This window comes from Sphingomonas sp. PvP018, assembly GCF_017876865.1.
Taxonomy (GTDB): Bacteria; Pseudomonadota; Alphaproteobacteria; order Sphingomonadales; family Sphingomonadaceae; genus Sphingomonas; species Sphingomonas aerolata.
Genome location: NZ_JAGIOU010000001.1, coordinates 2525121 through 2548050 on the forward strand (window position 1 = coordinate 2525121; position 22930 = coordinate 2548050).

The 22930-nt window shown below is 66.1% G+C and carries 26 protein-coding genes; 15 read left to right on the top strand and 11 right to left on the bottom strand.

Going from position 1 to position 22930, the window contains the following annotated elements:
- Positions 1-2: 2 nt before the first annotated feature.
- Positions 3-515 carry a thiamine phosphate synthase gene (locus J3A66_RS11015; RefSeq protein WP_209568908.1) on the top strand — a complete coding sequence of 171 codons (513 nt, stop codon included), beginning with the start codon at positions 3-5 and terminating at the stop codon, positions 513-515.
- Positions 516-558: 43 nt separating this feature from the next.
- Here the strand turns inward: J3A66_RS11015 and J3A66_RS11020 are convergent, their stop codons facing one another.
- Positions 559-1269: a hypothetical protein gene (locus tag J3A66_RS11020; RefSeq protein ID WP_234387526.1), complete on the bottom strand. Its 711-nt coding sequence runs from the start codon at positions 1267-1269 to the stop codon at positions 559-561.
- 247 nt (positions 1270-1516) lie between these two features.
- Between J3A66_RS11020 and J3A66_RS11025 the strand changes: the two genes are divergently transcribed.
- The 4 genes from J3A66_RS11025 to holA are packed head-to-tail and all read left to right on the top strand — an operon-like array spanning position 1517 to position 6003.
- Positions 1517-1948 (top strand): DUF3576 domain-containing protein, encoded by a 432-nt coding sequence (locus J3A66_RS11025; RefSeq protein ID WP_031396163.1) that lies wholly within the window; start codon positions 1517-1519, stop codon positions 1946-1948.
- A 10-nt stretch (positions 1949-1958) separates the two neighbouring features.
- The gene (gene leuS, locus J3A66_RS11030; RefSeq protein ID WP_209568910.1) at positions 1959-4472 is read left to right on the top strand and encodes a leucine--tRNA ligase; all 2514 of its coding nucleotides are present in this window, start codon (positions 1959-1961) and stop codon (positions 4470-4472) included.
- The gene (gene lptE / locus J3A66_RS11035) at positions 4469-4987 is read left to right on the top strand and encodes an LPS assembly lipoprotein LptE (protein WP_031396161.1); all 519 of its coding nucleotides are present in this window, start codon (positions 4469-4471) and stop codon (positions 4985-4987) included. The genes leuS and lptE overlap by 4 nt, the downstream gene beginning before the upstream one ends.
- Positions 4984-6003, top strand: a complete 1020-nt coding sequence (holA, locus tag J3A66_RS11040) for a DNA polymerase III subunit delta (RefSeq protein WP_209568912.1) — start codon at positions 4984-4986, stop codon at positions 6001-6003. The genes lptE and holA overlap by 4 nt, the downstream gene beginning before the upstream one ends.
- 70 nt (positions 6004-6073) lie before the next feature.
- Here holA and J3A66_RS11045 read toward each other — a convergent pair whose 3' ends face one another.
- From J3A66_RS11045 to J3A66_RS11070, 6 genes are read right to left on the bottom strand one after another with little or no spacing between them, the layout of a single operon-like run.
- Positions 6074-6985 (bottom strand): ParB/RepB/Spo0J family partition protein, encoded by a 912-nt coding sequence (locus tag J3A66_RS11045; RefSeq protein WP_209568914.1) that lies wholly within the window; start codon positions 6983-6985, stop codon positions 6074-6076.
- Positions 6986-6995: 10 nt separating this feature from the next.
- The gene (locus tag J3A66_RS11050) at positions 6996-7778 is read right to left on the bottom strand and encodes an AAA family ATPase (RefSeq protein WP_031396158.1); all 783 of its coding nucleotides are present in this window, start codon (positions 7776-7778) and stop codon (positions 6996-6998) included.
- Complete coding sequence (locus J3A66_RS11055; RefSeq protein WP_209568915.1) at positions 7775-8395, bottom strand: 16S rRNA (guanine(527)-N(7))-methyltransferase RsmG; 621 nt, start codon at positions 8393-8395, stop codon at positions 7775-7777. The genes J3A66_RS11050 and J3A66_RS11055 overlap by 4 nt, the downstream gene beginning before the upstream one ends.
- Complete coding sequence (mnmG, locus tag J3A66_RS11060) at positions 8392-10227, bottom strand: tRNA uridine-5-carboxymethylaminomethyl(34) synthesis enzyme MnmG (protein WP_209568917.1); 1836 nt, start codon at positions 10225-10227, stop codon at positions 8392-8394. Before mnmG ends, J3A66_RS11055 begins: the two co-directional genes overlap by 4 nt.
- Positions 10228-10281: 54 nt before the next feature.
- Positions 10282-11562 carry a tRNA uridine-5-carboxymethylaminomethyl(34) synthesis GTPase MnmE gene (mnmE, locus tag J3A66_RS11065; protein ID WP_209568919.1) on the bottom strand — a complete coding sequence of 427 codons (1281 nt, stop codon included), beginning with the start codon at positions 11560-11562 and terminating at the stop codon, positions 10282-10284.
- 8 nt (positions 11563-11570) lie between these two features.
- The gene (locus tag J3A66_RS11070; protein ID WP_031440901.1) at positions 11571-11825 is read right to left on the bottom strand and encodes a DUF6489 family protein; all 255 of its coding nucleotides are present in this window, start codon (positions 11823-11825) and stop codon (positions 11571-11573) included.
- A gap of 56 nt (positions 11826-11881) precedes the next feature.
- On the opposite strand from J3A66_RS11070, the gene J3A66_RS11075 reads away from it, so the two are divergent.
- Together J3A66_RS11075 and J3A66_RS11080 are read left to right on the top strand one after the other, a co-directional pair.
- Entirely contained in the window at positions 11882-12355 is a 474-nt protein-coding gene (locus J3A66_RS11075) for a methylated-DNA--[protein]-cysteine S-methyltransferase (protein ID WP_166746577.1), read from the top strand.
- A complete protein-coding gene (locus J3A66_RS11080) occupies positions 12352-13053 on the top strand; it encodes a dienelactone hydrolase family protein (RefSeq protein WP_209568921.1) in 702 nt (233 codons plus the stop codon). The genes J3A66_RS11075 and J3A66_RS11080 overlap by 4 nt, the downstream gene beginning before the upstream one ends.
- Positions 13054-13289: 236 nt before the next feature.
- On the opposite strand, the gene J3A66_RS11085 is transcribed toward J3A66_RS11080, so the two are convergent.
- From J3A66_RS11085 to hemE, 4 genes are all read right to left on the bottom strand, one after another.
- Entirely contained in the window at positions 13290-14009 is a 720-nt protein-coding gene (locus J3A66_RS11085; RefSeq protein WP_037528574.1) for a TerC family protein, read from the bottom strand.
- Between the two features lie 237 nt (positions 14010-14246).
- Positions 14247-15503: a transcription termination factor Rho gene (gene rho / locus J3A66_RS11090; protein WP_031395107.1), complete on the bottom strand. Its 1257-nt coding sequence runs from the start codon at positions 15501-15503 to the stop codon at positions 14247-14249.
- Positions 15504-15770: 267 nt separating this feature from the next.
- A complete protein-coding gene (locus J3A66_RS11095) occupies positions 15771-16232 on the bottom strand; it encodes a CopD family protein (protein ID WP_031440904.1) in 462 nt (153 codons plus the stop codon).
- Positions 16229-17257 (bottom strand): uroporphyrinogen decarboxylase, encoded by a 1029-nt coding sequence (gene hemE / locus J3A66_RS11100; protein WP_209568924.1) that lies wholly within the window; start codon positions 17255-17257, stop codon positions 16229-16231. The genes J3A66_RS11095 and hemE overlap by 4 nt, the downstream gene beginning before the upstream one ends.
- 349 nt (positions 17258-17606) lie before the next feature.
- On the opposite strand from hemE, the gene J3A66_RS11105 reads away from it, so the two are divergent.
- From J3A66_RS11105 to J3A66_RS11140, 8 genes are all read left to right on the top strand, one after another.
- Complete coding sequence (locus tag J3A66_RS11105) at positions 17607-18422, top strand: pyruvate, water dikinase regulatory protein (protein ID WP_031440906.1); 816 nt, start codon at positions 17607-17609, stop codon at positions 18420-18422.
- Positions 18419-19012 carry a nucleoside triphosphate pyrophosphatase gene (locus J3A66_RS11110; RefSeq protein ID WP_209568926.1) on the top strand — a complete coding sequence of 198 codons (594 nt, stop codon included), beginning with the start codon at positions 18419-18421 and terminating at the stop codon, positions 19010-19012. Before J3A66_RS11105 ends, J3A66_RS11110 begins: the two co-directional genes overlap by 4 nt.
- Before the next feature lie 127 nt (positions 19013-19139).
- Positions 19140-19955 carry a shikimate dehydrogenase gene (locus J3A66_RS11115; protein ID WP_209568928.1) on the top strand — a complete coding sequence of 272 codons (816 nt, stop codon included), beginning with the start codon at positions 19140-19142 and terminating at the stop codon, positions 19953-19955.
- Entirely contained in the window at positions 19952-20539 is a 588-nt protein-coding gene (coaE, locus tag J3A66_RS11120) for a dephospho-CoA kinase (protein ID WP_209568930.1), read from the top strand. Before J3A66_RS11115 ends, coaE begins: the two co-directional genes overlap by 4 nt.
- A gap of 7 nt (positions 20540-20546) precedes the next feature.
- Positions 20547-21239, top strand: a complete 693-nt coding sequence (dnaQ, locus tag J3A66_RS11125) for a DNA polymerase III subunit epsilon (protein WP_031395100.1) — start codon at positions 20547-20549, stop codon at positions 21237-21239.
- A gap of 49 nt (positions 21240-21288) precedes the next feature.
- On the top strand, positions 21289-21885 hold the full coding sequence (raiA, locus tag J3A66_RS11130; protein ID WP_031395099.1) for a ribosome-associated translation inhibitor RaiA: 597 nt from the start codon (positions 21289-21291) through the stop codon (positions 21883-21885).
- 102 nt (positions 21886-21987) lie between these two features.
- Positions 21988-22455 (top strand): PTS sugar transporter subunit IIA, encoded by a 468-nt coding sequence (locus J3A66_RS11135; RefSeq protein WP_209568932.1) that lies wholly within the window; start codon positions 21988-21990, stop codon positions 22453-22455.
- Positions 22445-22924 carry a PaaI family thioesterase gene (locus J3A66_RS11140; RefSeq protein ID WP_031395097.1) on the top strand — a complete coding sequence of 160 codons (480 nt, stop codon included), beginning with the start codon at positions 22445-22447 and terminating at the stop codon, positions 22922-22924. The genes J3A66_RS11135 and J3A66_RS11140 overlap by 11 nt, the downstream gene beginning before the upstream one ends.
- Positions 22925-22930 lie beyond the last annotated feature (6 nt).

Sequence of the window (22930 nt, forward strand, 5' to 3'; positions counted from 1 at the left end):
AGATGCCGCACCGAAACCCCGTCCCGCGCCTCTGGCTGATGACCGACGAGCGGATGGGCGATGCGCTTTGGCGTGCGCTGCAGTGTATTCCGCCGGGATCGGGGGTCGTGATCCGCCATTATCAGACGCCCCCGGCGCAGCGTCGGGCGCTGGCGCTGCGCATCCGCCGCATTGCGCAGGCGCGACGGCTGGTGGTGGTCAGCCCGCCCGGATTTGCCGGGATCGATGGCGTGCATGGCGCCGGCCGCGGTGGGAGCTTGCGGACCTGGCCCGCGCATGATCGGCGCGAGGCGATGCTCGGCGCGCGGGCCGGTGCCGACGCGCTGTTCGTGTCGCCGATCTATCCGACGCGGTCGCATCCGGGAGCGCCAGCAATCGGTCCCGCAGCCGCGCTGCGGGTTGCGTGCGGGCTCGGCCTGCCGATCATCGCGCTGGGCGGCATGACGGCCGCACGGTGGCGGCGACTCAGGATGCTGGGCTTTCACGGCTGGGCAGCGATCGATGCTTGGACGTGATGGGGGCGGTGCACGTCTTATCGCCGGTCAGGCTGCGCCCGGATCAGAAGCGGAAGGCAGTCCCGAGATAGACGGCTTGGCTGTCGCGACGATCGTCCTCGAGCCGAACGAACCGCTCACGGTCCGACCGATAGCGGACGCCGGCGGTCACATCGATGTTCCGCGTGAGCGAATAGGATCCGCCGAGATCGACCGAATAGCTCGGCGCATCCTCGACGAGACGCGGCGTATTGGCGAGCGGACGATCCGCCGCAGCCTTGACGCTGCCCGTGAACCGCTTGCCCGCATAGCTGACCGCCACATCGGCGGAGCTGCGACTGCCCGGCATCCCGGCCAGATCGACGCGTGCCAGATCGCCCGACACTGCGAACCGCTTCCAGCCGACCGACATGCCCAGATTATACGCGATCGGCGCCAATCCGACGGTCGGCGCGGTGCTCGTCGCGAGACGCGTGGTATCGATACCACGGTTGGTCTGCGCGCGGACAGCGACGGTGACGGCGCGATTGTCGCGACGCGTTTCGGCCGGGGTGAAGCGGAAGCTGCCGGCATCGAACCCGCCGCGCGCGAACAGCGCCGCAAGCCGGGGATCCGCCGCCGATGGGGTGAAGCCGCCCGTGCCCCGCACCGACAGCGCCGGGCGCTTGGCGATGCGGACCTGCTGTTCGGAGGCGCCGAACGCGGGCGCGACGAAGACCGCAGCGGCAGCAGCCACTCCGGCGAACATCCCGACCATCACGCGCTTGGCGACCAAAACAACAACTCCCTGCGAATCTTTTATAGACGAATCTTGTTACGATTCCTTCGCTGAACGGCAGCTAACACAGATCGATCCCCGTCAGCTATCCGCACCTAATGATTATCCAAAGGTGTTGCATCAGACACACAGAACAGGTCGAACGCCGCGGTTGCCGGACGAATTGCAGACGCCCACCCCATCCTTGCGGGTAGCAGGCCCGCCCTGTAGAGGCTGACGACGATCTATTGCCAGGATGATGCCGATGTTCCGCCCGCGTACCGCCCTCGTGGTTCTCGCCGCTCTGCCGCTGGTTGCGTGCGGCGGCGGCAGCGCCCGTCCCAAGGCCGATCTGGCCGCGTCGAAGATCACCACGATCGGCGTCAACAGCTATCTCTGGCGCGCGACGCTCGACACGCTGAGCTTCATGCCGCTGCTTCAGACCGACTCCAATGGCGGCGTCATCGTCACCGACTGGTACGTCAACCCGCAGACCCCGGCCGAGCGGATGAAGGTAACGGTATCGATCCTCGACCAGGACCTGCGCGCCGATGCCGTCCGCGTCGCGGCACTGCGCGAGATCAACCGCAACGGCCAGTGGGTGTCCGCACCCGTCCAGGCGGCGACCACGCAGAAGCTCGAGGACATCATCCTGACCAAGGCCCGCGACCTGCGTCGCGCCTCGATCGCGGGCTGAGGACGACATCATGGCGTCGCGTTTCAATGCGTTGAAGGCGGACGCGGCGTGGCAGAAGGTCTGGGACGAACGCAACACGTTCGCCGCTGACGATTCTTCGACCAAGCCGCGCTCGTACGTGCTCGAGATGTTCCCCTATCCGTCGGGGCGCATCCACATGGGGCATGTCCGCAACTATACGATGGGCGACGTGCTCGCGCGGTTCCGTCGGATGAAGGGCATGGAAGTGCTCCATCCGATGGGCTGGGACGCGTTCGGCATGCCCGCCGAGAATGCGGCGATGGAAAAGGGCGTGCATCCGGGCAACTGGACGCGCGCCAACATCGCCACGATGAAGGCGCAGCTGAAGCGCCTCGGCTTCGCGCTCGACTGGACGCGCGAACTGGCGACGTGCGAGCCTGACTATTACGGGCATGAGCAGGCGCTGTTCCTCGACCTGTTCGCAGCGGGGCTCGTCTACCGCAAGGAATCGGCGGTCAACTGGGATCCGGTCGACATGACCGTGCTCGCCAACGAGCAGGTGATCGACGGGCGCGGCTGGCGCTCGGGCGCGCTGGTCGAGCGGCGCAAGCTATCGCAGTGGTTCCTTAAGATCACCGATTTCGCCGACGAGCTGGTCGACGGCCTTGGCGCGCTCGAACATTGGCCCGACAAGGTCAAGCTGATGCAGGAGAACTGGATCGGCCGCAGCCAGGGCCTGCAGTTCAAGTTCGCGCTGGCGGGCAATGCGACCGGCATCGACTCGGTCGAGGTGTTCACGACGCGTCCCGACACGATGTTCGGCTCGAGCTTCGTCGCGGTCGCTGCGGATCATCCGATCGCGCGCGCGATCGCCGAGACGAACCCCGATGCGGCTGCGTTCATCGAGCTCTGCAAGCGTGGCGGCACTACCGCGGCGGAACTCGATACGCAGGAGAAGCTGGGCTTCGACACCGGGATCCGCGCGACGCATCCGCTCGATAAGACGTGGGAACTCCCCGTCTACATCGCGAACTTCGTGCTGATGGAATATGGTACGGGCGCGGTGTTCGGCGTGCCCGCGCATGACCAGCGCGATCTAGATTTCGCGCGCAAATACGACCTGCCGGTCAAGCGCGTCGTCAGCGAAGGCGATGACGAGGCCTCCGTGTTCGTCGGCGACACCGCCTGGACGGGTGCGGGCACGATCGTCAACTCGCACTTCCTCGACGGAATGGACATTGAGGACGCCAAGCGTGTCGTGATCGAGCGCGCCGAGGGTGAAGGCTGGGGCAAGGGCACGACCGTGTTCCGCCTGCGCGACTGGGGCGTCAGCCGCCAGCGTTACTGGGGCACGCCGATCCCGATCATCCACTGCGACGCGTGCGGCGCGGTGCCGGTGCCCAAGGACCAGCTGCCGATCGTCCTGCCCGAGGACGTGTCGTTCGACATCCCCGGCAACCCGCTCGATCGTCATCCAACCTGGAAGCATGTCCCCTGCCCTAGCTGCGGCGGGAATGCGCGACGCGAGACCGACACGCTCGACACGTTTGTCGATTCATCGTGGTATTTCATCCGCTTCGCCAGCCAGCCGGACGCCAAGCCGTTCGACCGGACGGGCGCGGAGAAGTGGCTGCCGGTCAACCAGTATATCGGCGGCGTCGAGCATGCGATTCTGCATCTGCTTTACGCCCGCTTCTGGACGCGTGCGCTGAAGCATATCGGCATGCTCGACATCGCCGAGCCGTTTGCCGGGCTGTTCACGCAGGGCATGGTTACGCACGAGACGTACAAATCCGCGGACGGCCGCTGGCTCGGCCCCGACGACGTGCGCGACGGCATCGAGATCGCGACGGGTGACGCGATCACCGTCGGTCGTGTCGAGAAGATGTCGAAGTCGAAGAAGAACACGGTCGATCCCGAGCCGATCGTCGACCAGTATGGCGCCGACGCGGTGCGCTGGTTCGTGCTCTCCGACTCGCCGCCCGAGCGCGACCTTCCCTGGAGTGAATCGGGTATCGAAGGCGCGTGGCGGTTCGTCCAGCGTCTCTGGCGCCTGATCGAGGCCGACGGTGCCGCCAAGGCGGAGGGCGACGACATTGCCCTGCGCAAGCTGTGCCATCGCACCACGGTGGGTATCGAGAGCGATATCAATGGCTTGCAGTTCAACAAGGCGGTCGCGCGGCTCTACAGCCTGTGCAGCGCAATCGAGAAGGCATCGCCGTCCGCCGACCGCGAACAGGCCATCCGCACCTTGCTGCTGCTCGTAAGCCCGATGGTCCCGCACGTCGCCGAGGAAGCTTGGGCGACCGCGGGTAACGATGGCCTGATCGCCGACGCTGTGTGGCCTGCGGTCGATCCGGCGCTGCTGGTCGATGACGAGGTCACCATCGCGGTGCAGGTCAACGGCAAGCTGCGTGATACGCTCGTCTTCCCCAAGGGCGCGCCGAAGGATGAAGTCGAGGCGGCCGCGCTGGCCTCCGACAAGATCGTCCGCCTGCTCGAGGGCAAGCCGCCCCGGAAAGTGATCGTCGTGACCGACCGCCTCGTGAACATCGTCGCATGACGCGGTACGCGCTTCTTGCCGGAGCCCTGCTGCTCTCGACCAGCCTGGCGGGTTGCGGGCTGCATCCGCTCTATTCGGGCGGCAGCAGCGGCGCGGTTGCCGGCACGCTCGGCCAAGTCGAGATCACGCCGATCGAGGGCAAGTCCGGGTGGCTGATGGCGACCGCGCTGCGCGATCGGTTGCCGTCGAACGGCGCGGCGCCGCTGTACCGGATCGACATCCGGCTCGAGGACCAGATCAACGGCCTCGGCGTGCGGCGCGACGACAGCGTGTCGCGCGAACGCCGGATTCTGCGCGCGCGCTATCAGCTCGTCCGGATCGGTGACGGCACCGTCCTGCTCGACGCGACGGCGGGATCGGACGCTGGCATCGATGTCGTCCGGTCCGAATATGCGACGATCGCAGCCGAAAATACCGCGCTCGAACGTCTGTCGGGCATCGTCGCGGATCAGATCGTCGCGCGGATCGCGCTCTATGCGCAGCGGACCCCGCCGGCCCCCACGCCGGCCCCGTGAAGGCCAGCGCCAACCAGATCCGCGCCGCATTGGCCAGGCCCGGCCCCGATATCCGTCTCTATCTTCTCCACGGCCCTGACGAGGCCGGCGCAAGCGACCTCGCCCGCACGCTCGCCAAGGCGATGGGCCCCGATGCCGAGCGCGTCGATCTGGATGGCGCACAGCTCAGATCGGATCCCTCGCGGCTCGCTGACGAGGCGGCCGCCCTGTCGCTCTTCGCCACCGCGCGTCACGTCCGCGTCGCGTCGGCTGGCGAGGAGAGCCTCGATGCGTTCACCACGCTGCTGAACGCTGATCGCGCGGGCAACCCGGTCGTCGCGATCGCGCCCAGCGTCAAGACAAGTGCGAAGATCGTCAAGCTCGCGCTGGAATCGCCGCGTGCGATGGCGTTCGCCTGCTACGCACCGACCGCCGCCGATGCAGAGCGGCTTGCCAGCACGATGGCAGGCGAACAGGGCCTGCGCCCTGCCCCCGGCGTCGCGCGTCGCCTTGTCGAGACCACCGGTGGCGACCGGGCGGTCATCGCGCGCGAGATCGACAAGCTCGCGCTGTATCTCGACGCAAGCGCCGAACGACCGCATGATCTCGACCACGCCGCGCTCGATGCGATCGGCGCGGACCTCGGCGAGGCGGAGATGGGTCAGGCGATCGACGCGGCGATCGAGGGGCGTGTCGCCGATCTCGGGACCGAACTCGCGCGGCTCGAAGAGGCCGGAACCTCGCCGATCCCGTGGCTGCGGCAGCTTGTCCGCAGGCTGATCGCGCTCGCCGAGATGCGCGGCGAGATCGATCGCGGCGAGTCGGTCGATGCCGTAATGAAGCGCCACCGCGTCTTCTTCCGCGACGAGGCACAGACCGCCAAGTCGCTCCGCCGCTGGTCGCCCGTGATGCTCGCTACGGCTATTGCCCGAGTCCGCGCCGCCGAACGCGCGATCATGGCCCCGGGCAATCCCGGCGGGGTCGTCGCGGATGCCGCCATCGTCGCCCTTGCCCAGGCGATCGCGCGCAGAAACTAAAGCCCGCTAAATTCCCCCCGTCAGGCGGACGTAACGGAGGGGAGGACGCGAACCGCTCCGCCCCAAACGTTCAGATCGCCCCGCCCGTCAGCCGTTGGCACACCATGTCGAGCTGATCGAGTGTCGAATAACTCAGCGTCAGCGTGCCGCCCGTCTCACTATGCGCAACGCGCACCTGTAGACCCAGCAGATCGGCCAGCTGCCGCTCGAGCGCCGCGATATCCGCATCGGGGATCCGCGCCTCGTTCGCCGCAGTCGCCGCAGCCCCGCCCGACCGAGTCCGGCCCGGCTTGGCATCACGTGCCAGCTTTTCGGTCTCGCGCACCGATAGGCCGCGGGCGATCACCTGGTCCGCCAAAGTCTCGACATCGGGCGAACCGAGCAGCGCGCGCGCATGGCCCATCGACAGCGATCCTTCGACCACCTGCGACTGAACCTGCGCAGGCAGTTCGAGCAGCCGCAACAAATTGGCGACATGGCTGCGCGACTTATGGACGATCTTGGCCAGCACCTCCTGCGTATGGCCATATTCGCCCGCCAGCCGCTGATAGGCCTGCGCCTCCTCGATCGCGTTGAGATCCTCACGCTGGATGTTCTCGATCAGCGCAATTTCGAGCGTTTCGGCGTCGTCGAAGTCGCGGACAACCACCGGGACCTCGTGCAGCCGCGCCCGTTGCGCTGCGCGCCAGCGGCGCTCGCCCGCGACGATCTGATAATCATGGCCGTGCGGCCGGACGATGATCGGCTGGATCAATCCGCGTGCCGCGATCGAGGCGGCAAGCTCGCTCAGCATAGCCTCGTCGAAATGCCGGCGGGGCTGGTCCGGATGCGGCGACAGCGAACTGACCGGCAGCATGCGCACGCCGCTATTGGTCGGCGCGTCGCCGCTGGCGTTGACCGGCGCCTCGCGGGCCATCTCGCCGAGCAGCGCGTTCAGCCCGCGGCCAAGTCCCGGCCGGCCGCGCTTGGTACCTTCACTCATGCCAATACCCTCACGCGGCTGCTCGTGCCGATACCGGAAGCCGACCGATCATCTCGCGGGCAAGCGCGATATACGCCTGCGATCCGCTGCAGCGATGGTCGTAGATCAGCGCCGGAAGTCCGTGACTGGGTGCTTCCGACAACCGCACGTTGCGCGGGATGACCGTTTCGAACACCACCTTGCCCAGCACCGCGCGGACATCCGCCGAAACCTGATCGGTCAGCCGGTTGCGGCGATCATACATTGTCAGCGCAACGCCGAGGATCGACAGGCCGGGGTTGAACCGCTGACGGATGCGCTCGACCGTGCTGAGCAACTGCGACAGGCCCTCGAGCGCAAAGAACTCGCACTGGAGCGGCACGAGCAGCGCGTCCGCTGCGACCATCGCATTGATCGTCAGCAGCCCGAGCGAAGGCGGACAATCGATCAGCGCGATATCCCAATGCCCGGTCGAGTCCTGCATCGCACGATCGAGCCGATGCGTCCGCGCATCGAATTCGACGAGCTCGATCTCTGCTCCCGATAGATCGACCGTCGCGGGGATCACGTCGAGTCGGGGCACGCGGCTGTGCACCACGGCCTGGTCGATCGTCGCTTCGCCGATGAGGACGTCATAGCTCGATTTGACGCGTTGCGCATGGCCGATGCCAAGGCCGGTCGAGGCGTTGCCCTGCGGGTCGATATCGACCAGCAGCACCCGCATTCCCGTCGCCGCCAATGCGGTCGCGAGATTGATGGCACTGGTGGTCTTGCCCACCCCACCCTTCTGATTGGCGACCGCGATGGTGATCATCGCGCGCGGACTCGATCCAGAACCACGATAGACGACTCCGGGTTCGTGACGCTTTGTTCCACGTGGAACATAAAGTGCCAAGGCTTCTGAAGCGCGGTGATCTCTGCCTCATCGAGACGCCCCCGAGGCAACAGCCACCGCGTCTCCGTTGTGGCGCAGTGCGCCGCGCCACGCAAAAGGTTTTCGAGCGAGGCGACCGCGCGCGCCGAAATGATCCGCGCCGTTGCAGTGACGGACTCGACCTTGGTCGGATCCACCCGAACCTGCTCGCCAAGCCCGAGCCTGGCGACACAAAGCTGGAGAAAGTCCGCGCGACGCCGGCGCGGCTCGACGAGATCGACCGGCCCTTCGCGGACCAGCGCAACGACCATGCCCGGAAATCCGCCTCCGGTCCCGATATCGAGCCAGCGCATCGCATCCGTCTCTGGGCCCGCGAGTGCAACCAGCTGAAGCGAGTCGACGACATGCCGCTCCCAGATCGTCGGGATCGTCGAAGGCGCGATCAGATTCTGATGCGCGGCTTCCTCGACGACCATCGCGACGAACGCCGCAACCCGCTCGGTCGCGACGGGGCCAAACCGCTCGAGGACCCAGGTCCGTGCTTCGTCTTCGGTCATGCCGGCACTCGTTTCGTATGGAGAAGCACCGCAGACAGCGCCGCGGGCGTGATGCCCCGGATCCGTGCCGCAGCGGCCAGGGACAGCGGTCGTGCCGCACTCAATCGGTCGATCATCTCGTTCGACAGACCCGGAACCCGATCATAGGCAAGATCCTGAGGTAACAGGATCGCCTCGTCCGCCCGCAACCGCGCAACCTCCTGCGCCTGTCGTTCGATATAGGGAGCGTAGCGCGCATCCTCGACGACCTCGTCGACCACCGCCGCCGGGATCCCGATCGCCGCATCAGGCGCGACATGCGCGAGCTTCACGCCCTCGAAGCGCAACCAGTCGAACGCCGTCCGCCGCGCGCCATCGCGGCCGACCGCCACGCCCTGATCCGCGATCTCGGTCGCGGTGCGTTCGCCTTGCAGTGCGGATCGGAACCGGGCCCGGTCTTCGCCACGCGCGCGCTGATGGGCGAGCCGCACGGTGCCGAGGCATCCCGCCGCCGCCGCGATCCCGCCAAGCCGCGTCTCGGCATTGTCAGCGCGGAGCGACAGCCGGAACTCGGCACGCGCGGTCAACATCCGGTACGGCTCGGTAACGCCCTGCAGGACAAGGTCGTCGATCATCACGCCGAGATAGCTCGACGCGCGGTCGAGGATTACCGGTGTGAGATTGCAGGCATGCGCCGCAGCGTTGAGGCCAGCGACCAGCCCCTGCCCCGCTGCCTCTTCATAGCCCGTAGTCCCGTTGAGCTGGCCGGCGCAGAACACGCCGTCGATCGCGGGAAGCGCCAATCGCGTATCGAGCGCGCGCGGATCGATATAATCATATTCGACCGCATAGCCCGGCATCGTCATCACGACGCGTTCGAGCCCGGGAATGCTCGCGAGCATCGCTGCCTGAACCTCGACGGGCAAGGACGTCGACAGACCATTGGGATAGATCGTCGGGTCGTCGAGACCCTCGGGTTCGAGGAACAGCTGATGACCGTCACGGTCACCGAAGCGCGAGACCTTGTCCTCGATCGACGGACAGTAGCGCGGGCCGGCCGCCTCGATCGCGCCGGTGAACAGCGGCGACCGGTGGAACGCGTCGCGGATGATCGCATGCGTCTCGTCCGTCGTCCGCGTAATCGCACAGGCGACCTGCGGCAGGATACGGGCGGTCGTCATCGGCGACATCGTCCATGGCTCGGGATCGGAGGGCTGCTCGGCAAGCGCCCCCCAGTTGATCGTCCGACCGTCGAGCCGTGGTGGAGTTCCCGTCTTCAGCCGCGCCATGGGCAGCGCGCGCGCGCGGAGCTGGTCCGCCAGTGGCTTCGCCGCGCGCTCGCCGATCCGGCCCCCTTCCTCGCGGTCGTCGCCCCGGAAGATCCGTCCACCCAGAAACGTTCCGGTCGCCAGGACCACCGCACGGGCCGCGACCACGGCGCCGTCGGCGAGCACGACACCCGCGACGCGATCACCCTCCAGATGCAGCGCGCTGACCTCGCCGGCGATGATCGACAGGTTCGGCGTCGCCGCCAGCTGTGCCTGGATCGCCGCCGCATAGAGCCGGCGGTCCGCCTGGATCCTGGGCCCCTGGACCGCGGATCCCTTGCTCCGATTGAGCATCCGGTGATGGATCGCCGCGGCATCGGCAGCGCGTCCGATCAGCCCGTCAAAGGCATCGACCTCGCGGACCATATGGCCCTTGCCCAGCCCGCCTATCGCCGGGTTGCATGACATCGCGCCGATCTGCCGCACGTCGAACGACACCAGCGCGGTACGCGCGCCCCTCCGCGCTGCCGCGGCTGCGGCCTCGGTCCCGGCATGGCCACCGCCAACCACCACTACATCGAACATGCCATCGCCGTAGAGCGACGCAACGATCGCGTCAAAGTTGTTCCACGTGGAACATCATTTGCCGATACAGAACCGGCCGAACAGTGCGTCGAGCATCTCCCCGGTTGCGTCGAGACCCAGCACCGCGGCGAGCCCGGTGCGGGCTTCGCGAAGATGCTCCGCAACGATCAACGGGTCGTTGCCCGCCGCACGCAGTGTCACCGCAGCCCGCTCGCAGCGCAGGCGTTGATCTGCCTTGAGCGCCAGATCGTCGTTGCGCGGAAGCAGAGCGACTGCGCGGTCATGAACGACAGCCCAGAGCCGGTCGAGCGATGCCTGGTCGCTTTGTGAGAAGGTAATTACCCGACCGGGCGGGACGCCCCCGTCCCGCCCCGGCAGATCGGCTCGGGCGTGAACCCAGATCGCATCCTCGCGTGGCGGAACGGTGTCGGCAAGCCACAGCAGCAGGTCCGCCGTCGCCATCGCCGTCTCCGCCCGGGCGACGCCGATCGCCTCGATCGGATCAAGCGTATCGATCAGACCCGCGGTATCGGTCAGGACATAGGCGACCCCGTTCCGCAGGACCGGGACATCGATGCGGTCACGCGTCGTCCCGGAGATCGGCGATACGATCGCGGCATCGCGCTCCCCCATCAGATTGAGCAAGGTCGATTTGCCGCTGTTGGGGGGGCCGCCGATCACGACGCGAAGGCCGTCTTTCAGTCGCTCGACCGGGGGGCTCGCGACCACCATCTCGATCTCAGCCGCCAGCGCTACGAGATCGGCGAGCACCGCGTCGAAGGCCGCCGCATCGCTGGTTACGTCATCCTCGTCGGCAAAGTCGAGCATCGCCTCGATCCGTGCGGACAGCATCGCGACCGCGTCCATCCAGCCGCGCACCGCCTGGCTCACCCGCCCCTCGGTCGCGGTGATCGCGGCAACACGCTGCGCCTCGGTTTCGGCCTCGAGCAGATCCGCCAGCCCTTCGGCCTGGGTCAGGTCGATGCGTCCGTTACCAAGCGCGCGGCGGGTAAATTCGCCCGGCTCGGCCAGTCGTAACCCGGTCATTGCCGCAAGCGTGCGTTCAACCGCAGCGATGACCGCCCGCCCCCCATGACAATGGAGCTCGACCAGATCCTCGCCAGTCGCGGTGTTCGGGCCCGGGAAGACGATCACCAATGCGCGATCGAGCATCATCCCGCTCGCATCACGCAGAGCACGCAAACTGGCATGCCGCGCGGCAGGAAGCGGCCCGGCGAGCGCGACCGCTGCCGCAAACGCCTCGGGCCCCGATATCCGCACCACTGCGATCGCCGCGGGCGGGCGCCCGCTCGACACTGCAAAGATCGTCGTCATTCTGTTACTCAACCGCCCGTTTTGCCCGTCTGCGTCGCGCCGTCGAACATCCGTTTCCAGAACGCCATCCCCGCCTCACCCATCGGCTGCCACCCGCGCATCATCGTCTCGATCATCTCGGGCTGCATCGCCCCGTCGCCGAGCCCGGGCATCGCCTCGATCATCATCGCGACATAGCGGTCATGGATCGGCGTCAGGTCGGGCAGCCCGACCGCGCGGCGGGCCTCTTCGGGCGTGCATTCGATTTCGATGTTCATCTTCATGGACGGCCCTTTCGGTGGCGCTTGAGCCGCACGGCGGGGCACGGCATAGCGTGGCAATGTATGCGCGGGATGCCGCCTCGATCGCAACGCCTATCGGGCTGATCCGCGTGACCGGCAGCACCGACCGGATCGACGCGATCGCGATCGACCGGGACGGCATCGTCGAGGCGACCATGAACCCGGTGATCCGCGAAGCGCTTCGCCAGTTCGACGCGTATTTTGCCCGCCGTCTCACCGTCTTCGACCTTCCGCTCGCGCCATCGCTGACGCCCCGCGGCGACGCGCTGCGCCAGGCGATCGTTGCGGTCCCTTACGGCCGGACCGCCAGCTATGGCGATCTCGCGCAGGCGATCGGGTCGAGCCCGCGTGCGATCGGCCAGGCCTGTGCGCGCAATCCGTTTCCGATCGTCGTCCCCTGCCACCGAATTCTCGGAGCCGGGGGCGGGCTTGGTGCGTATTCCGCAGGCCAAGGCCCGATCACAAAATCCCGGCTGCTCGATCTCGAACGGCCGCAAGGAGGATTGCTATGACCAACACCACCACCATCCCGACGCTCGCGGGCGACGGCAGCTTCACCGCCTATCGCGCGGTCCCCGCCGGCACGCCCAAGGCCGCAATCGTCGTGATCCAGGAAATCTTCGGCGTGAATGCCGGCATCCGCCGCAAGTGCGACACGCTCGCCGAGGCCGGCTATCTCGCGATCGCTCCGGACCTGTTCTGGCGGCTGGAGCCAGGGGTCGAGCTCGACCCGGACGTGAAGCCCGAATTCGAACGCGCGCTCGAACTCATGGGCCAGTTCGACCAGGACAAGGGCATCGCCGATATCGAGGCGACGATCCGCGCCGCGCGCAGCGAACTCGGTGACGGCGCCAAGGTCGGCGCGGTCGGCTATTGCCTCGGTGGCCGCCTCGCCTTCATGACCGCGGCGCGCACCGACATCAATGCGAGCGTCGGCTATTACGGCGTCGGGATCGACGGCCTGCTCGGCGAGAAGCACGCGATCGCAAACCCCGTGCTGCTCCACGTTCCCGAGGAGGATCATTTCGTCGACAAGAACGCGCAGGCGGCGATGCACGCAGGGCTCGACGATCACCCCAAGGTGACGATCTACGATTATGCGGGCGAGGATCACGGCTTCGCGACCGAGTTCGGCGAGCGCCGGTCGGATGTGTCGGCCAAGCTGGCAGACGAACGCACCGCGGCGTTCTTTGCCGAGCATCTGGGCTGAGGGCGGAGGGCGGAGGACCCCGCCTCCCCTTCGTCATTCCCGCGAAGGCGGGAATCCATACTGGCTAGCAGTAGTACAAGATCACTGGCCTCGGAGGATATGGATCCCCGCCTCCGCGGGGATGACGAAGGGGTCTGGGCGAACAAAGCCGGGCATAACGAGATGCGAGCGCAATAAAAAAAGGCCTCGCCGGACGATCCCGGCGAGGCCTTCTCTCTATCCGAACGCTGCCCCGATCAGCCGAGCAGCGAGACGATCCCGAGCGTTTCGCCGGTACCGGTCCAGCCCTCATAGATCATCTTCACCGCGACCACGAGGATCACCGCCAGGCCGATATAGGCGATCCAGCGATAGCGGTTGATGATCCGGGCGATGAAGTTCGCTGCCAGGCCCATCATCGCGACCGACAGCAACAGGCCGATCACGAGGATCCCCGGATGCTCGCGCGCCGCGCCGGCGACCGCGAGCACATTGTCGAGGCTCATCGACACGTCGGCGACCGCAACCGCCCAGGCGGCGCTGGCAAAGCCCTTGGACGACTTGATCCCCGAGCGTTCGTCGCCCTCGATTTCCTCGGAGCCGGCGTTTTCCGCACCCTCGCGGATTTCACGCCAGAACTTCCAGCTGACCCACAGCAGCAGCAGGCCGCCCGCGAAGATCAGCCCGACGATCCCCATCAGCCACGTCACGATCAGCGCGAAGAAAATGCGCAGGACGAGCGCGGCGCCGATGCCGATCAGGATGACCTTCTTGCGCTGGTCGGCGGGAAGCCCCGCGGCGAGCGCGCCGACGACGATCGCATTGTCGCCGGCAAGGACGAGGTCGATCATCAGGACCGATCCGAACGCGGCCAGCGCCTTCGGGTCGCCGAGATTGGAGAAGTCGGCGACGATGTGCTGCCAGATTTCCAGCGGTGAACCGGGTCCGGTTACTCCCGATGCGGCGGTGGCCAGCATGGCGATGATACTCAAGATGTCAGCTCCCGGTGACGGGCCACCACCGACGTGCGGAGATGGCGGATTTCAATGGGTTTCATAGCAAAGCGGCACACGAAAGCCATTGCTCTCGCGTGCCGGATTTTGGGTCGGTGTACTTGGCCGGACATGGGCGAAGCCCATGTCGTCGGTCGGAGCTTCGCCCCGCCGGCCGAACCGGTGCGAGTCCTGCTGCAGCTTGCAGCAGGCCGCACTCGGTTATTGATTCATGCTGTCGAAGAAATTCTCGTTGGTCTTCGAGTCCTTCATCTTGTCGAGCAGGAACTCCATCGCGTCGATCGTGCCCATCTGCATGAGGATACGACGCAGCACCCACATCTTGGAGAGCTTGGCCTTGTCGACCAGCAGCTCTTCCTTGCGGGTACCCGACTTGCCGACGTCGAGCGCCGGGAAGATGCGCTTGTCCGCGACCTTGCGGTCGAGCACGATTTCCGAGTTGCCGGTGCCCTTGAACTCCTCGAAGATCACCTCGTCCATGCGGCTGCCCGTGTCGATCAGCGCGGTGGCGATGATCGAGAGCGAGCCGCCCTCCTCGATGTTGCGTGCCGCACCGAAGAAGCGCTTCGGACGCTGCAGTGCGTTCGCATCGACACCACCGGTCAGAACCTTGCCCGACGACGGCACGACGGTGTTGTAGGCACGACCCAGACGCGTGATCGAGTCGAGCAGGATCACCACGTCCTTCTTGTGCTCGACCAGGCGCTTGGCCTTTTCGATCACCATCTCGGCGACCTGCACGTGGCGCTGCGCGGGTTCGTCGAACGTCGAGCTGACGACCTCGCCCTTCACGCTGCGCTGCATGTCGGTGACTTCCTCGGGGCGCTCGTCGATCAGCAGGACGATCAGGAACACCTCGGGGTGATTGTCGGTGATCGCCTTGGCCATGTTCTGCAACATGACCGTCTTGCCAACGCGCGGCGGGGCGACGATCAGCGTGCGCTGGCCCTTGCCCTGCGGCGACACGATGTCGATCACCCGCGCTGACTTGTCCTTGACGGTCGGGTCGGCGGGATCGAGCGTCAGCTTGCTCTCGGGATAGAGCGGCGTGAGATTGTCGAAATTGACGCGGTGGCGGACGACGTCGGGATCGTCGAAATTGACGGCAGTCAGCTTTACCAGCGAGAAATAGCGTTCGCCATCCTTCGGCCCACGGATCTCGCCCTCGACCGTGTCACCGGTACGCAGGCCGAACTTCCGCACCTGGTTCGGCGAGATGTAGATGTCGTCGGGCCCGGCGAGATAGTTCGATTCCGGTGAGCGCAGGAAACCGAAACCATCGGGCAGCACTTCGATCGTGCCGAGCCCCATGATCTGGTCGCCATTGTCCGCCTGCACCTTCAGGATCGCGAACAACAGGTCCTGCTTGCGCAGCGTCGAGGCGCTCTCGACCCCCAGTTCCTCGGCCAGCTGGACCAGCTCGGCGGGCTTCTTCTTCTTCAGGTCTTTGAGATGCATGGGGATTTCCGGATAGCGATCAACGGGAACAGGTTCGGTCTGCGGGTGCGCTGGAAAGCGGAACTGGGCGAGCCGAACAGGCAGGACCACACGACCGGGCAGGACGCCAGGAGGCCGTGCTGGGAATCGGGGTAGAATTGGGGGGGCGGTTAGTCAAGCAGAGACGGGGCGACCGCCCTCGCCGTCATCCTGGGCTCGAATCCAGAGCCACAAACGGTGTCCTCCGCCGCTCCGGATCCTGGATCAAGTCCAGGATGACGTGGGTGTTCAGAACGGCTTGACGATCACCAGCACGACGATGAGCGTCACCGCCAGCGCGGGAATCTCGTTGAGCATCCGCAACTGCTTCCCCGTCAGCGTCGGCTTCCCCGCCGCGAGCTTCTTCGCATAGCCGACCGTCCAGCCATGATAGCCCGTCAGCAGGAACACCAGCAGCAGCTTGAGATGCAGCCACCCCAGCCCCGGCGCGCCATCCGCCAGTCCCAGATTCAGCGCAAGCGCGAGTCCCAGCACCCAGACGACGATCATCGCCGGCGTCAGGATGATCTTCCGGATCTTGCCCTCGCGCTCGATCCAGCTCGCCGCCTCGGCTGCATTGCCCGCGGCCAGCGCTTCCTGATGATAGACGAGATAGCGCGGTAGCATGAACAGCCCCGCCATCCAGAAGATGACGAAGATCAGGTGCGCGGCCTTCACCCAGTCATAGGCCGCCCCGAGAAAACCGCTCATGTCGTGCTCCTGACGCGGGCGATCAGTTGCTCGACATGCGTGATTGGCGTGTCGGGCAGGATACCATGCCCCAGATTGAAGACGTGCGGACGATCACCGAACGCCCCGAGGATCCGGTCGATCGCGGCATCGAGATCCGCACCGCCCGCGATCAGCGCGAGCGGATCGAGATTGCCCTGCACCGGCAGGTCGGCGGGCAGCGACGCATGCGCCCAGACCGGATCGACCGTCTCGTCAAGCCCGATCGCATCCGCACCCGTCTCGCGCGCATAGGCGGGGAGCTTGCCCCCTGCCCCCTTCGGAAAGCCGATCACCGGCACGCCGGGGCAGCGCGCATGGAGTTCGTCGATGATCCGCGCGGTCGGCGAGATCACCCAGCGTTCGAACTGCGCGGGCGACAGCGATCCCGACCAGCTGTCGAACAACTGGACCGCATCGACCCCCGCCTCGATCTGGCGGACGAGATACTCGACGGTGTTGTCCGCGATCGCATCGATGATCGCTCCGAAGGCTGCCGGATCGCGATAGGCGAAACGCCGGGTCTCGCCCTGATCCTTGCTGCCCTTGCCCGCCACCATATAGGTCGCAACCGTCCAGGGAGACCCCGCAAAGCCCAAGAACGTCGTCTCGGGCGGCAAGGCCTCGGCGACCCGTGCGACGGTCTCGTAGACCGGCTCCAGCCGCTCCGGCACCGACTGCAGGCGATCGAGCGCATGATCGACCAGCGCGGGTTCGAGCCGCGGCCCCTCGCCCACCCCGAAGCTCAGATCCTGCCCCAGCGCCCAGGGAATCATCAGGATGTCCGAGAACAGGATCGAGCCGTCGAAGCCGAACCGGCGGATCGGCTGCAGCGTCACCTCGGCTGCGGCCTCGGGATCGGTCGCGAGCGCGAGGAACCCGCCCTTTTCAGCCCTGAGCGCGCGATATTCGGGAAGATAGCGCCCGGCTTGGCGCATCAGCCACAGCGGCGGGGTCGCCTGACGGTCGCCGCGCAACGTCGCCAGAAGCGGCTTGAAGGTCGGCATATTGGGGGTCGGATCGGTCAGCGGAGCACCCTTCTTCTACTATAAGAAGATTCAAGAAAGAGGTTGTTGCAGTGGTTGGGCGGTTAATCACGGGACTTATGCGGTGATCCCGGAAATGCCAACAGCTTGACCTCTGCACACCTGTACAAACGCGCTGATTCGATTCAACGGCCCCCGCAACCCACAGCCTGTGGATAACTTTTCGGGCTGTGCGCGGCCCTGTGGATAAAAGGTGACTTATCCACAGCAACCGGCCCGCTTGGCGGGCGGCGTGAGTTACGCTAGCCCTTATCCGCATGTTATCCACAGATTCATCCCGATGGCCCCTCGCGGCAGGGCTATGCGACCTATGATACGGCTCCATCTTCACCTGCTGTCGGACTCGACGGGCGAGACGCTGGAGAACATCGCCAAGGCCGCGCTCGCGCAATATGACGATGTCGAGACGGTCCGCCATTTCTGGCCGATGGTCCGCACGGAGGCGCATCTCGAACGCATCCTGCAGGAGGTCGCGCAGAATCCCGGGCTGGTCATCTTCACGCTGGTGAACCCCGCGACGCGGCGGATCCTCGAACAACGCTGCCTCGCACTCGGGCTGCCCGCGGTCGCGCCGCTCGATCCGGTCAACGATGCACTGTCAGGACTGCTGGGTCAGCAGGCCAAGGCGCGGCCGGGTCGTCAGCATGTCCTCGACGCCGCCTATTTCGCGCGCGTCGACGCGATCCAGTGGACGATCGCGCATGACGACGGGATCGCGTGGGAAGAATGGGAGGAGGCTGACATCGTCCTCGCCGGCGTCTCGCGCTCGTCGAAGACGCCGACCTCGATCTACCTCGCCAATCGCGGCTACAAGACTGCCAATATCCCGATCGTCGTCGAAAGCCCGCCGCCGAAGATCCTCTACGCCTTGCGGAAGCCGCTGATCGTGGGGCTGACGACCAGCGCCGACCGGCTGATCCAGGTGCGCCGCAACCGGCTGCTGTCGCTGCACCAAGCACCGGACACCTCCTATGTCGAGGAAGAGGCCGTGATGCGCGAACTCGCCTTTGCGCGGCGGATGTTCGCGGACAATGGCTGGCCGGTGATCGACGTGACACGGCGGTCGATCGAGGAAACCGCGGCGGCGATCATCGCGCTGTGCAACCAGCGCCGGCCCGAGGCATGAGCTTCCTGATTCTCGCGTCGCAGAGCGCGTCACGTCGCGCGATGCTTACCGCGGCGGGCGTCGCGTTCGATGCGACCTTTGCAGGTGTCGACGAGGATGCGGCCAAGGCGGCCCTGGTCGCGCTGTCACCCCGAGATCTTGCCGACGCGCTTGCCGAACTCAAGGCGACGAAGGTCTCGGCGCGGATGCCGGGGCATCTCGTCCTTGGCAGCGATTCGCTCGTCGCGCTGGAGGACGGCACGATCCTCGACAAACCGGTCGATCGCGATGACGCGGCCGCGCATCTGCGACGGATGTCGGGCACGCATCATGACCTGTGGAGCGCGGCGGTCATCGCGGAGAATGGCCGACCGGTGTGGCGCCATGTCGAGCGCGCGCGGATGCATGTCCGGCCGCTGTCCGACGCGTTCATCGAAACCTATCTCGAAGCCGAGTGGCCGGCGATCGCGGGGTGCGTCGGCTGTTACCGGATCGAGGGTCCAGGCGCGCAGCTCTTCACGAAGATCGACGGCAGCCAGTTCACCGTGCTCGGCATGCCGCTGCTCAACGTGCTCGATTTCCTCCGGACCCGCGGTGCACTGCCCGCCTAGCGCGTGTGCCTCTGACGGCGATCGGCGTTCGTCTGGCAATCCCGGTGGTATCGATTACACGCGATCGATGCGCGGTGGGCGGCGTCGAACGCCGGCCAGCCAGCCCCGGGATCTTATGGAGCTCTGAATGACCCCTCGCCCCTATGCCGAAGTGATCGGCGATCCGATCGCCCAATCGAAATCGCCACTGATCCACGGCTTCTGGCTCGACGCGCTCGGGATCGACGCCGAGTACCGGCACAAGCACGTCACCGCGGAAGAGCTTCCGGCCTATTTCGCTGCGCGAAAGAGCGATCCTGCATGGCGGGGGTGCAATATCACGATGCCGCACAAGCTGGCGGCACTCGACCACGTGTCCGACCCCGGCGACGTCCGGGGTTCGATCGGCGCGATCAATACCGTCTTCCGCAACTCCGCCGGCGACTGCATCGGTACAAATACCGATGCCGCGGGGTTCTGGGCGCCGATCGACGATCTTGATATCGCCGGCCAGCCCGTCACCGTGATCGGTGCAGGCGGCGCGGCGCGGGCCATCCTCTTCGCCCTGTCGCGTATGGGCGTCGGTCCGGTGACGATCCTCAACCGCAATCCTTTGAAGGCGGCGGCGTTGCTGTCGACATTCGGGCTCAAGGGACAGGCGCTGCCGATCGGTCCGGCGGTCCCACCGTCGCGGCTGCTGGTCAATGCGAGCATCCTCGGCATGGCCGGTCAGCCGCCCCTCGACCTCGATCTCGGCGCGCTCGATCCCAACTCGCTCGTCTATGACATCGTCTACGCACCGCTCGAGACCGGACTGCTCAAGGCCGCCCGCGCGCGCGATCTCGAAACCGTTGACGGGCTCGAGATGCTGATCGGCCAGGCGGCGGTAGCGTTCGAGATTTTGTTCCACGTGGAACCTCCGCGGGACCGCGACGAGGCCTTGCGCGCGCTGCTCACCGCATGATTATCGGCCTCACGGGCTCGATCGGCATGGGTAAATCCGCCGTTGCCGCGATGTTCGCGGAGGAAGGCGTCCCCGTCTTCGACGCCGATGCGACGGTCCACCGGCTGCAGAGTGTCGGCGGCCGACTCGTCGCACCGATCGGCGACGCGTTTCCCGGCACCGTCCATGACGGCGCGGTCGACCGTACACGACTGGGGGCGGCGGTGTTCGGCGACGACGACGCGATCCGCCGTCTCGAGGCAATCGTGCATCCCGCGGTCGGCGAGGAGCGTCAGGCGTTTCTCGATTCTCATGCCGGCGCGCTGGTCGTGTTCGACGTGCCGCTGTTGTTCGAAACCGGCGGTGATGCGCGGGTCGACTGCATCGTCGTCGTAACCGCCGCCGCCGATGTCCAGCGGGCCCGCGTGATCGCCCGCCCCGGTATGACCGCCGAGCGTTTCGCCGCGATCCTCGCCCGCCAGACACCCGATTCCGAGAAACGCGCGCGTGCCGATCATGTCATTCGCACCGACACGAGCTTCGACGAAACCCGCGCGCAGGTTCGTGCGGTGATCGCTTGCGTGATGGGACATGAGCGCCGATAACAGCCGGATGCGTGAGATCGTCTTCGATACCGAAACCACCGGCCTCAGCTTTTCCGGTGGCGATCGCATGGTCGAGATCGGCTGTGTCGAGATGGTCAACCGGGTCGAGACCGGGCGCACCTTCCACGCTTATTACCATCCCGAACGCGACATGCCGGTCGAGGCGTTCAACGTCCACGGGCTGAGCCAAGCGTTCCTCGCCGACAAGCCGCGGTTCGGCGACGGCGTGGCGGACCTGCTCGATTTCGTCGGCGATGCGCCGATGATCGCGCATAATGCGAGCTTCGATTTCTCGTTTCTCAACGGCGAACTCGTCAAATGCGGACGGCCGATCATTCACCTGAACCGGATGATCGATACGCTGCAGATCGCCCGCAGCCGTCATCCGGGCGCGAAGCACTCGCTTGATGCGCTGTGCTCGCGGTTCGGGATCGATCGGAGTCACCGCGTTCTCCACGGCGCGCTGCTTGACGCGCAGCTTCTGGCGCAGGTCTATGTCGAGCTGTTGGGTGGTCGCCAGATCGGTCTCGGCCTGCTCAGCGAGCGGACCGTCACCGCTGCGACTCCGGTCGTCGCACCGGCGCCTCGTGTCGTTCGGCAACCGCGTGTTTTCACGGTCAGCGAGGGAGACCTTGCGGCCCATGCCGCGTTTATGAAGGGGATCAAGGATCCGATTTGGGGGGCCGTGGCGTCCGGATGACGCCGGGCGGACGGAGCCAATAGGACCGTCCGATGAGAAGGAGACGATAATGGATATCCGGATTTCTGGTCATCAGGTCGCCACTGGCGATGCGCTCAACAGCCATGTGGAAGACCGACTCCAGGGTATCGCCGACAAGTATTTCTCGCGCGCCATTTCCGCCGAGGTCACGTTCGGCAAGGGGCCGCATGATGCCGGCTTCAAATGCGATATCGTCGCGCATGTCATGAAGGGGCTGGTGCTCAAGGGCCATGCCGATGCCTATGACGCCCGTGCCGCGTTCGACAGCGCCGCGGCCAAGATCGAAACCCAGCTTCGCCGCTATATGCGTCGCCTCAAGGATCGCCATGCCGGTGAAGCCGTGGCGATCGCGGAAAGCAACGGCTATGACAATGCAAGCTATACGCTGTTTCAGGAGCAGGTCACCGAGGACGATGCCCCCGATGCGCCCCTGATCATTGCCGAGACGCGCGTCGACATTCCCGAGGCCAGCGTATCCGACGCGGTGATGATGCTGGATCTTCGCAATACAGCCGCATTATTGTTCATGAATGCGGGTACTGGCGCGCATAACATGGTCTACCGCCGCGGTGACGGCACGATCGGCTGGGTCGAACCGCAACGCTCCGCATCCGCCGCACCCTAATAGAGCGCGCGAGCCGCAACAGCTGTTGTGACGCTGCGCTTTACGCCCCCGTGCGAACCGTTAAGGCGGGGCGTGCGGGGGCGCTTTTGAGACATGAACAGCATGAATGACTTCAGTGATATGCTGCGTCCGGACGCGGTCCTGACCGGCATGGTCGCGGCAAACAAAAAGGCCGTGCTTCACCATGTCGCCACGCTTGCTGCCGACATTGTCGAAGGCGACGCAAAAACTATCGCGGACCGTCTGATTGCCCGCGAAAAGCTGGGCTCGACGGGATTTGGCGGTGGTGTCGCGATTCCGCATGCCAAACTCGACGGACTGACGCAGGTCACGGCTGTGTTCGCGCGACTGGCGCAGCCGATCGATTTTCAGGCCGTCGACGATCTGCCCGTCGATCTCGTCTTCATGCTGTTGTCGCCGACCGATGCCGGCGTGGTTCATCTGAAGGCACTGGCGCGGATATCGCGCCGGCTGCGCGACAAGCTGTTCCTCGACAAGCTGCGCGGTGCGGGCTCGACCGATGCGCTTTATGCGCTGTTCACCGCCGATGCGGTTCGCGATGCCGCCTGAACTGGCCTCCGCCGGCGCCGAGGCGCATTTTCGCGCGCTGGAATCGCTCTACGCCTGTGCGCCGATCAACCGCTTCTTCGAATCCACGCTCGAGATACCGGAGGCCGGCGTTGCGCGGATCCGGTTCACGATCGACGAACGTCATTATCATGCCGGCGGTGCCGCGCACGGGACGAGCTATTTCAAGATGCTCGACGATGCCGCCTTCTATGCCGCCAACAGTCTCGTCACCGATCGCTTTCTCCTGACGACCGCGTTCAACCTGTTGCTGACCCGCCCGTTAAAGGCGGGGCCGGTCATCGCCGAAGGCCGCTGGATCAGCGGGAAGCGCCGCGTGTTCGTCGCCGATGCCCGGCTGATCGATGCCGAGGGGGAGGAGGCGGCGCGGGGCACGGGCACGTTCATGCGCTCGCGGATCGCCCTGGCCGGGCTTCCCGGATATCGCGTCTCGCCGCGCCCCCTGCCGTGATGGTCC

What these genes read in the sequence shown, in the direction of transcription:
- J3A66_RS11015 (WP_209568908.1), top strand. Translation starts at nt 3, where the DNA reads ATGCCGCACCGAAACCCCGTCCCGCGCCTCTGGCTGATGACCGACGAG.
- J3A66_RS11025 (WP_031396163.1), top strand. Translation starts at nt 1,517, where the DNA reads ATGTTCCGCCCGCGTACCGCCCTCGTGGTTCTCGCCGCTCTGCCGCTG.
- leuS (WP_209568910.1), top strand. Translation starts at nt 1,959, where the DNA reads ATGGCGTCGCGTTTCAATGCGTTGAAGGCGGACGCGGCGTGGCAGAAG.
- lptE (WP_031396161.1), top strand. Translation starts at nt 4,469, where the DNA reads ATGACGCGGTACGCGCTTCTTGCCGGAGCCCTGCTGCTCTCGACCAGC.
- J3A66_RS11045 (WP_209568914.1), bottom strand. Translation starts at nt 6,985, where the DNA reads ATGAGTGAAGGTACCAAGCGCGGCCGGCCGGGACTTGGCCGCGGGCTG.
- J3A66_RS11050 (WP_031396158.1), bottom strand. Translation starts at nt 7,778, where the DNA reads ATGATCACCATCGCGGTCGCCAATCAGAAGGGTGGGGTGGGCAAGACC.
- J3A66_RS11055 (WP_209568915.1), bottom strand. Translation starts at nt 8,395, where the DNA reads ATGACCGAAGACGAAGCACGGACCTGGGTCCTCGAGCGGTTTGGCCCC.
- mnmG (WP_209568917.1), bottom strand. Translation starts at nt 10,227, where the DNA reads ATGTTCGATGTAGTGGTGGTTGGCGGTGGCCATGCCGGGACCGAGGCC.
- mnmE (WP_209568919.1), bottom strand. Translation starts at nt 11,562, where the DNA reads ATGACGACGATCTTTGCAGTGTCGAGCGGGCGCCCGCCCGCGGCGATC.
- J3A66_RS11070 (WP_031440901.1), bottom strand. Translation starts at nt 11,825, where the DNA reads ATGAAGATGAACATCGAAATCGAATGCACGCCCGAAGAGGCCCGCCGC.
- J3A66_RS11075 (WP_166746577.1), top strand. Translation starts at nt 11,882, where the DNA reads ATGTATGCGCGGGATGCCGCCTCGATCGCAACGCCTATCGGGCTGATC.
- J3A66_RS11080 (WP_209568921.1), top strand. Translation starts at nt 12,352, where the DNA reads ATGACCAACACCACCACCATCCCGACGCTCGCGGGCGACGGCAGCTTC.
- J3A66_RS11085 (WP_037528574.1), bottom strand. Translation starts at nt 14,009, where the DNA reads ATGCTGGCCACCGCCGCATCGGGAGTAACCGGACCCGGTTCACCGCTG.
- rho (WP_031395107.1), bottom strand. Translation starts at nt 15,503, where the DNA reads ATGCATCTCAAAGACCTGAAGAAGAAGAAGCCCGCCGAGCTGGTCCAG.
- J3A66_RS11095 (WP_031440904.1), bottom strand. Translation starts at nt 16,232, where the DNA reads ATGAGCGGTTTTCTCGGGGCGGCCTATGACTGGGTGAAGGCCGCGCAC.
- hemE (WP_209568924.1), bottom strand. Translation starts at nt 17,257, where the DNA reads ATGCCGACCTTCAAGCCGCTTCTGGCGACGTTGCGCGGCGACCGTCAG.
- J3A66_RS11105 (WP_031440906.1), top strand. Translation starts at nt 17,607, where the DNA reads ATGATACGGCTCCATCTTCACCTGCTGTCGGACTCGACGGGCGAGACG.
- J3A66_RS11110 (WP_209568926.1), top strand. Translation starts at nt 18,419, where the DNA reads ATGAGCTTCCTGATTCTCGCGTCGCAGAGCGCGTCACGTCGCGCGATG.
- J3A66_RS11115 (WP_209568928.1), top strand. Translation starts at nt 19,140, where the DNA reads ATGACCCCTCGCCCCTATGCCGAAGTGATCGGCGATCCGATCGCCCAA.
- coaE (WP_209568930.1), top strand. Translation starts at nt 19,952, where the DNA reads ATGATTATCGGCCTCACGGGCTCGATCGGCATGGGTAAATCCGCCGTT.
- dnaQ (WP_031395100.1), top strand. Translation starts at nt 20,547, where the DNA reads ATGCGTGAGATCGTCTTCGATACCGAAACCACCGGCCTCAGCTTTTCC.
- raiA (WP_031395099.1), top strand. Translation starts at nt 21,289, where the DNA reads ATGGATATCCGGATTTCTGGTCATCAGGTCGCCACTGGCGATGCGCTC.
- J3A66_RS11135 (WP_209568932.1), top strand. Translation starts at nt 21,988, where the DNA reads ATGAATGACTTCAGTGATATGCTGCGTCCGGACGCGGTCCTGACCGGC.
- J3A66_RS11140 (WP_031395097.1), top strand. Translation starts at nt 22,445, where the DNA reads ATGCCGCCTGAACTGGCCTCCGCCGGCGCCGAGGCGCATTTTCGCGCG.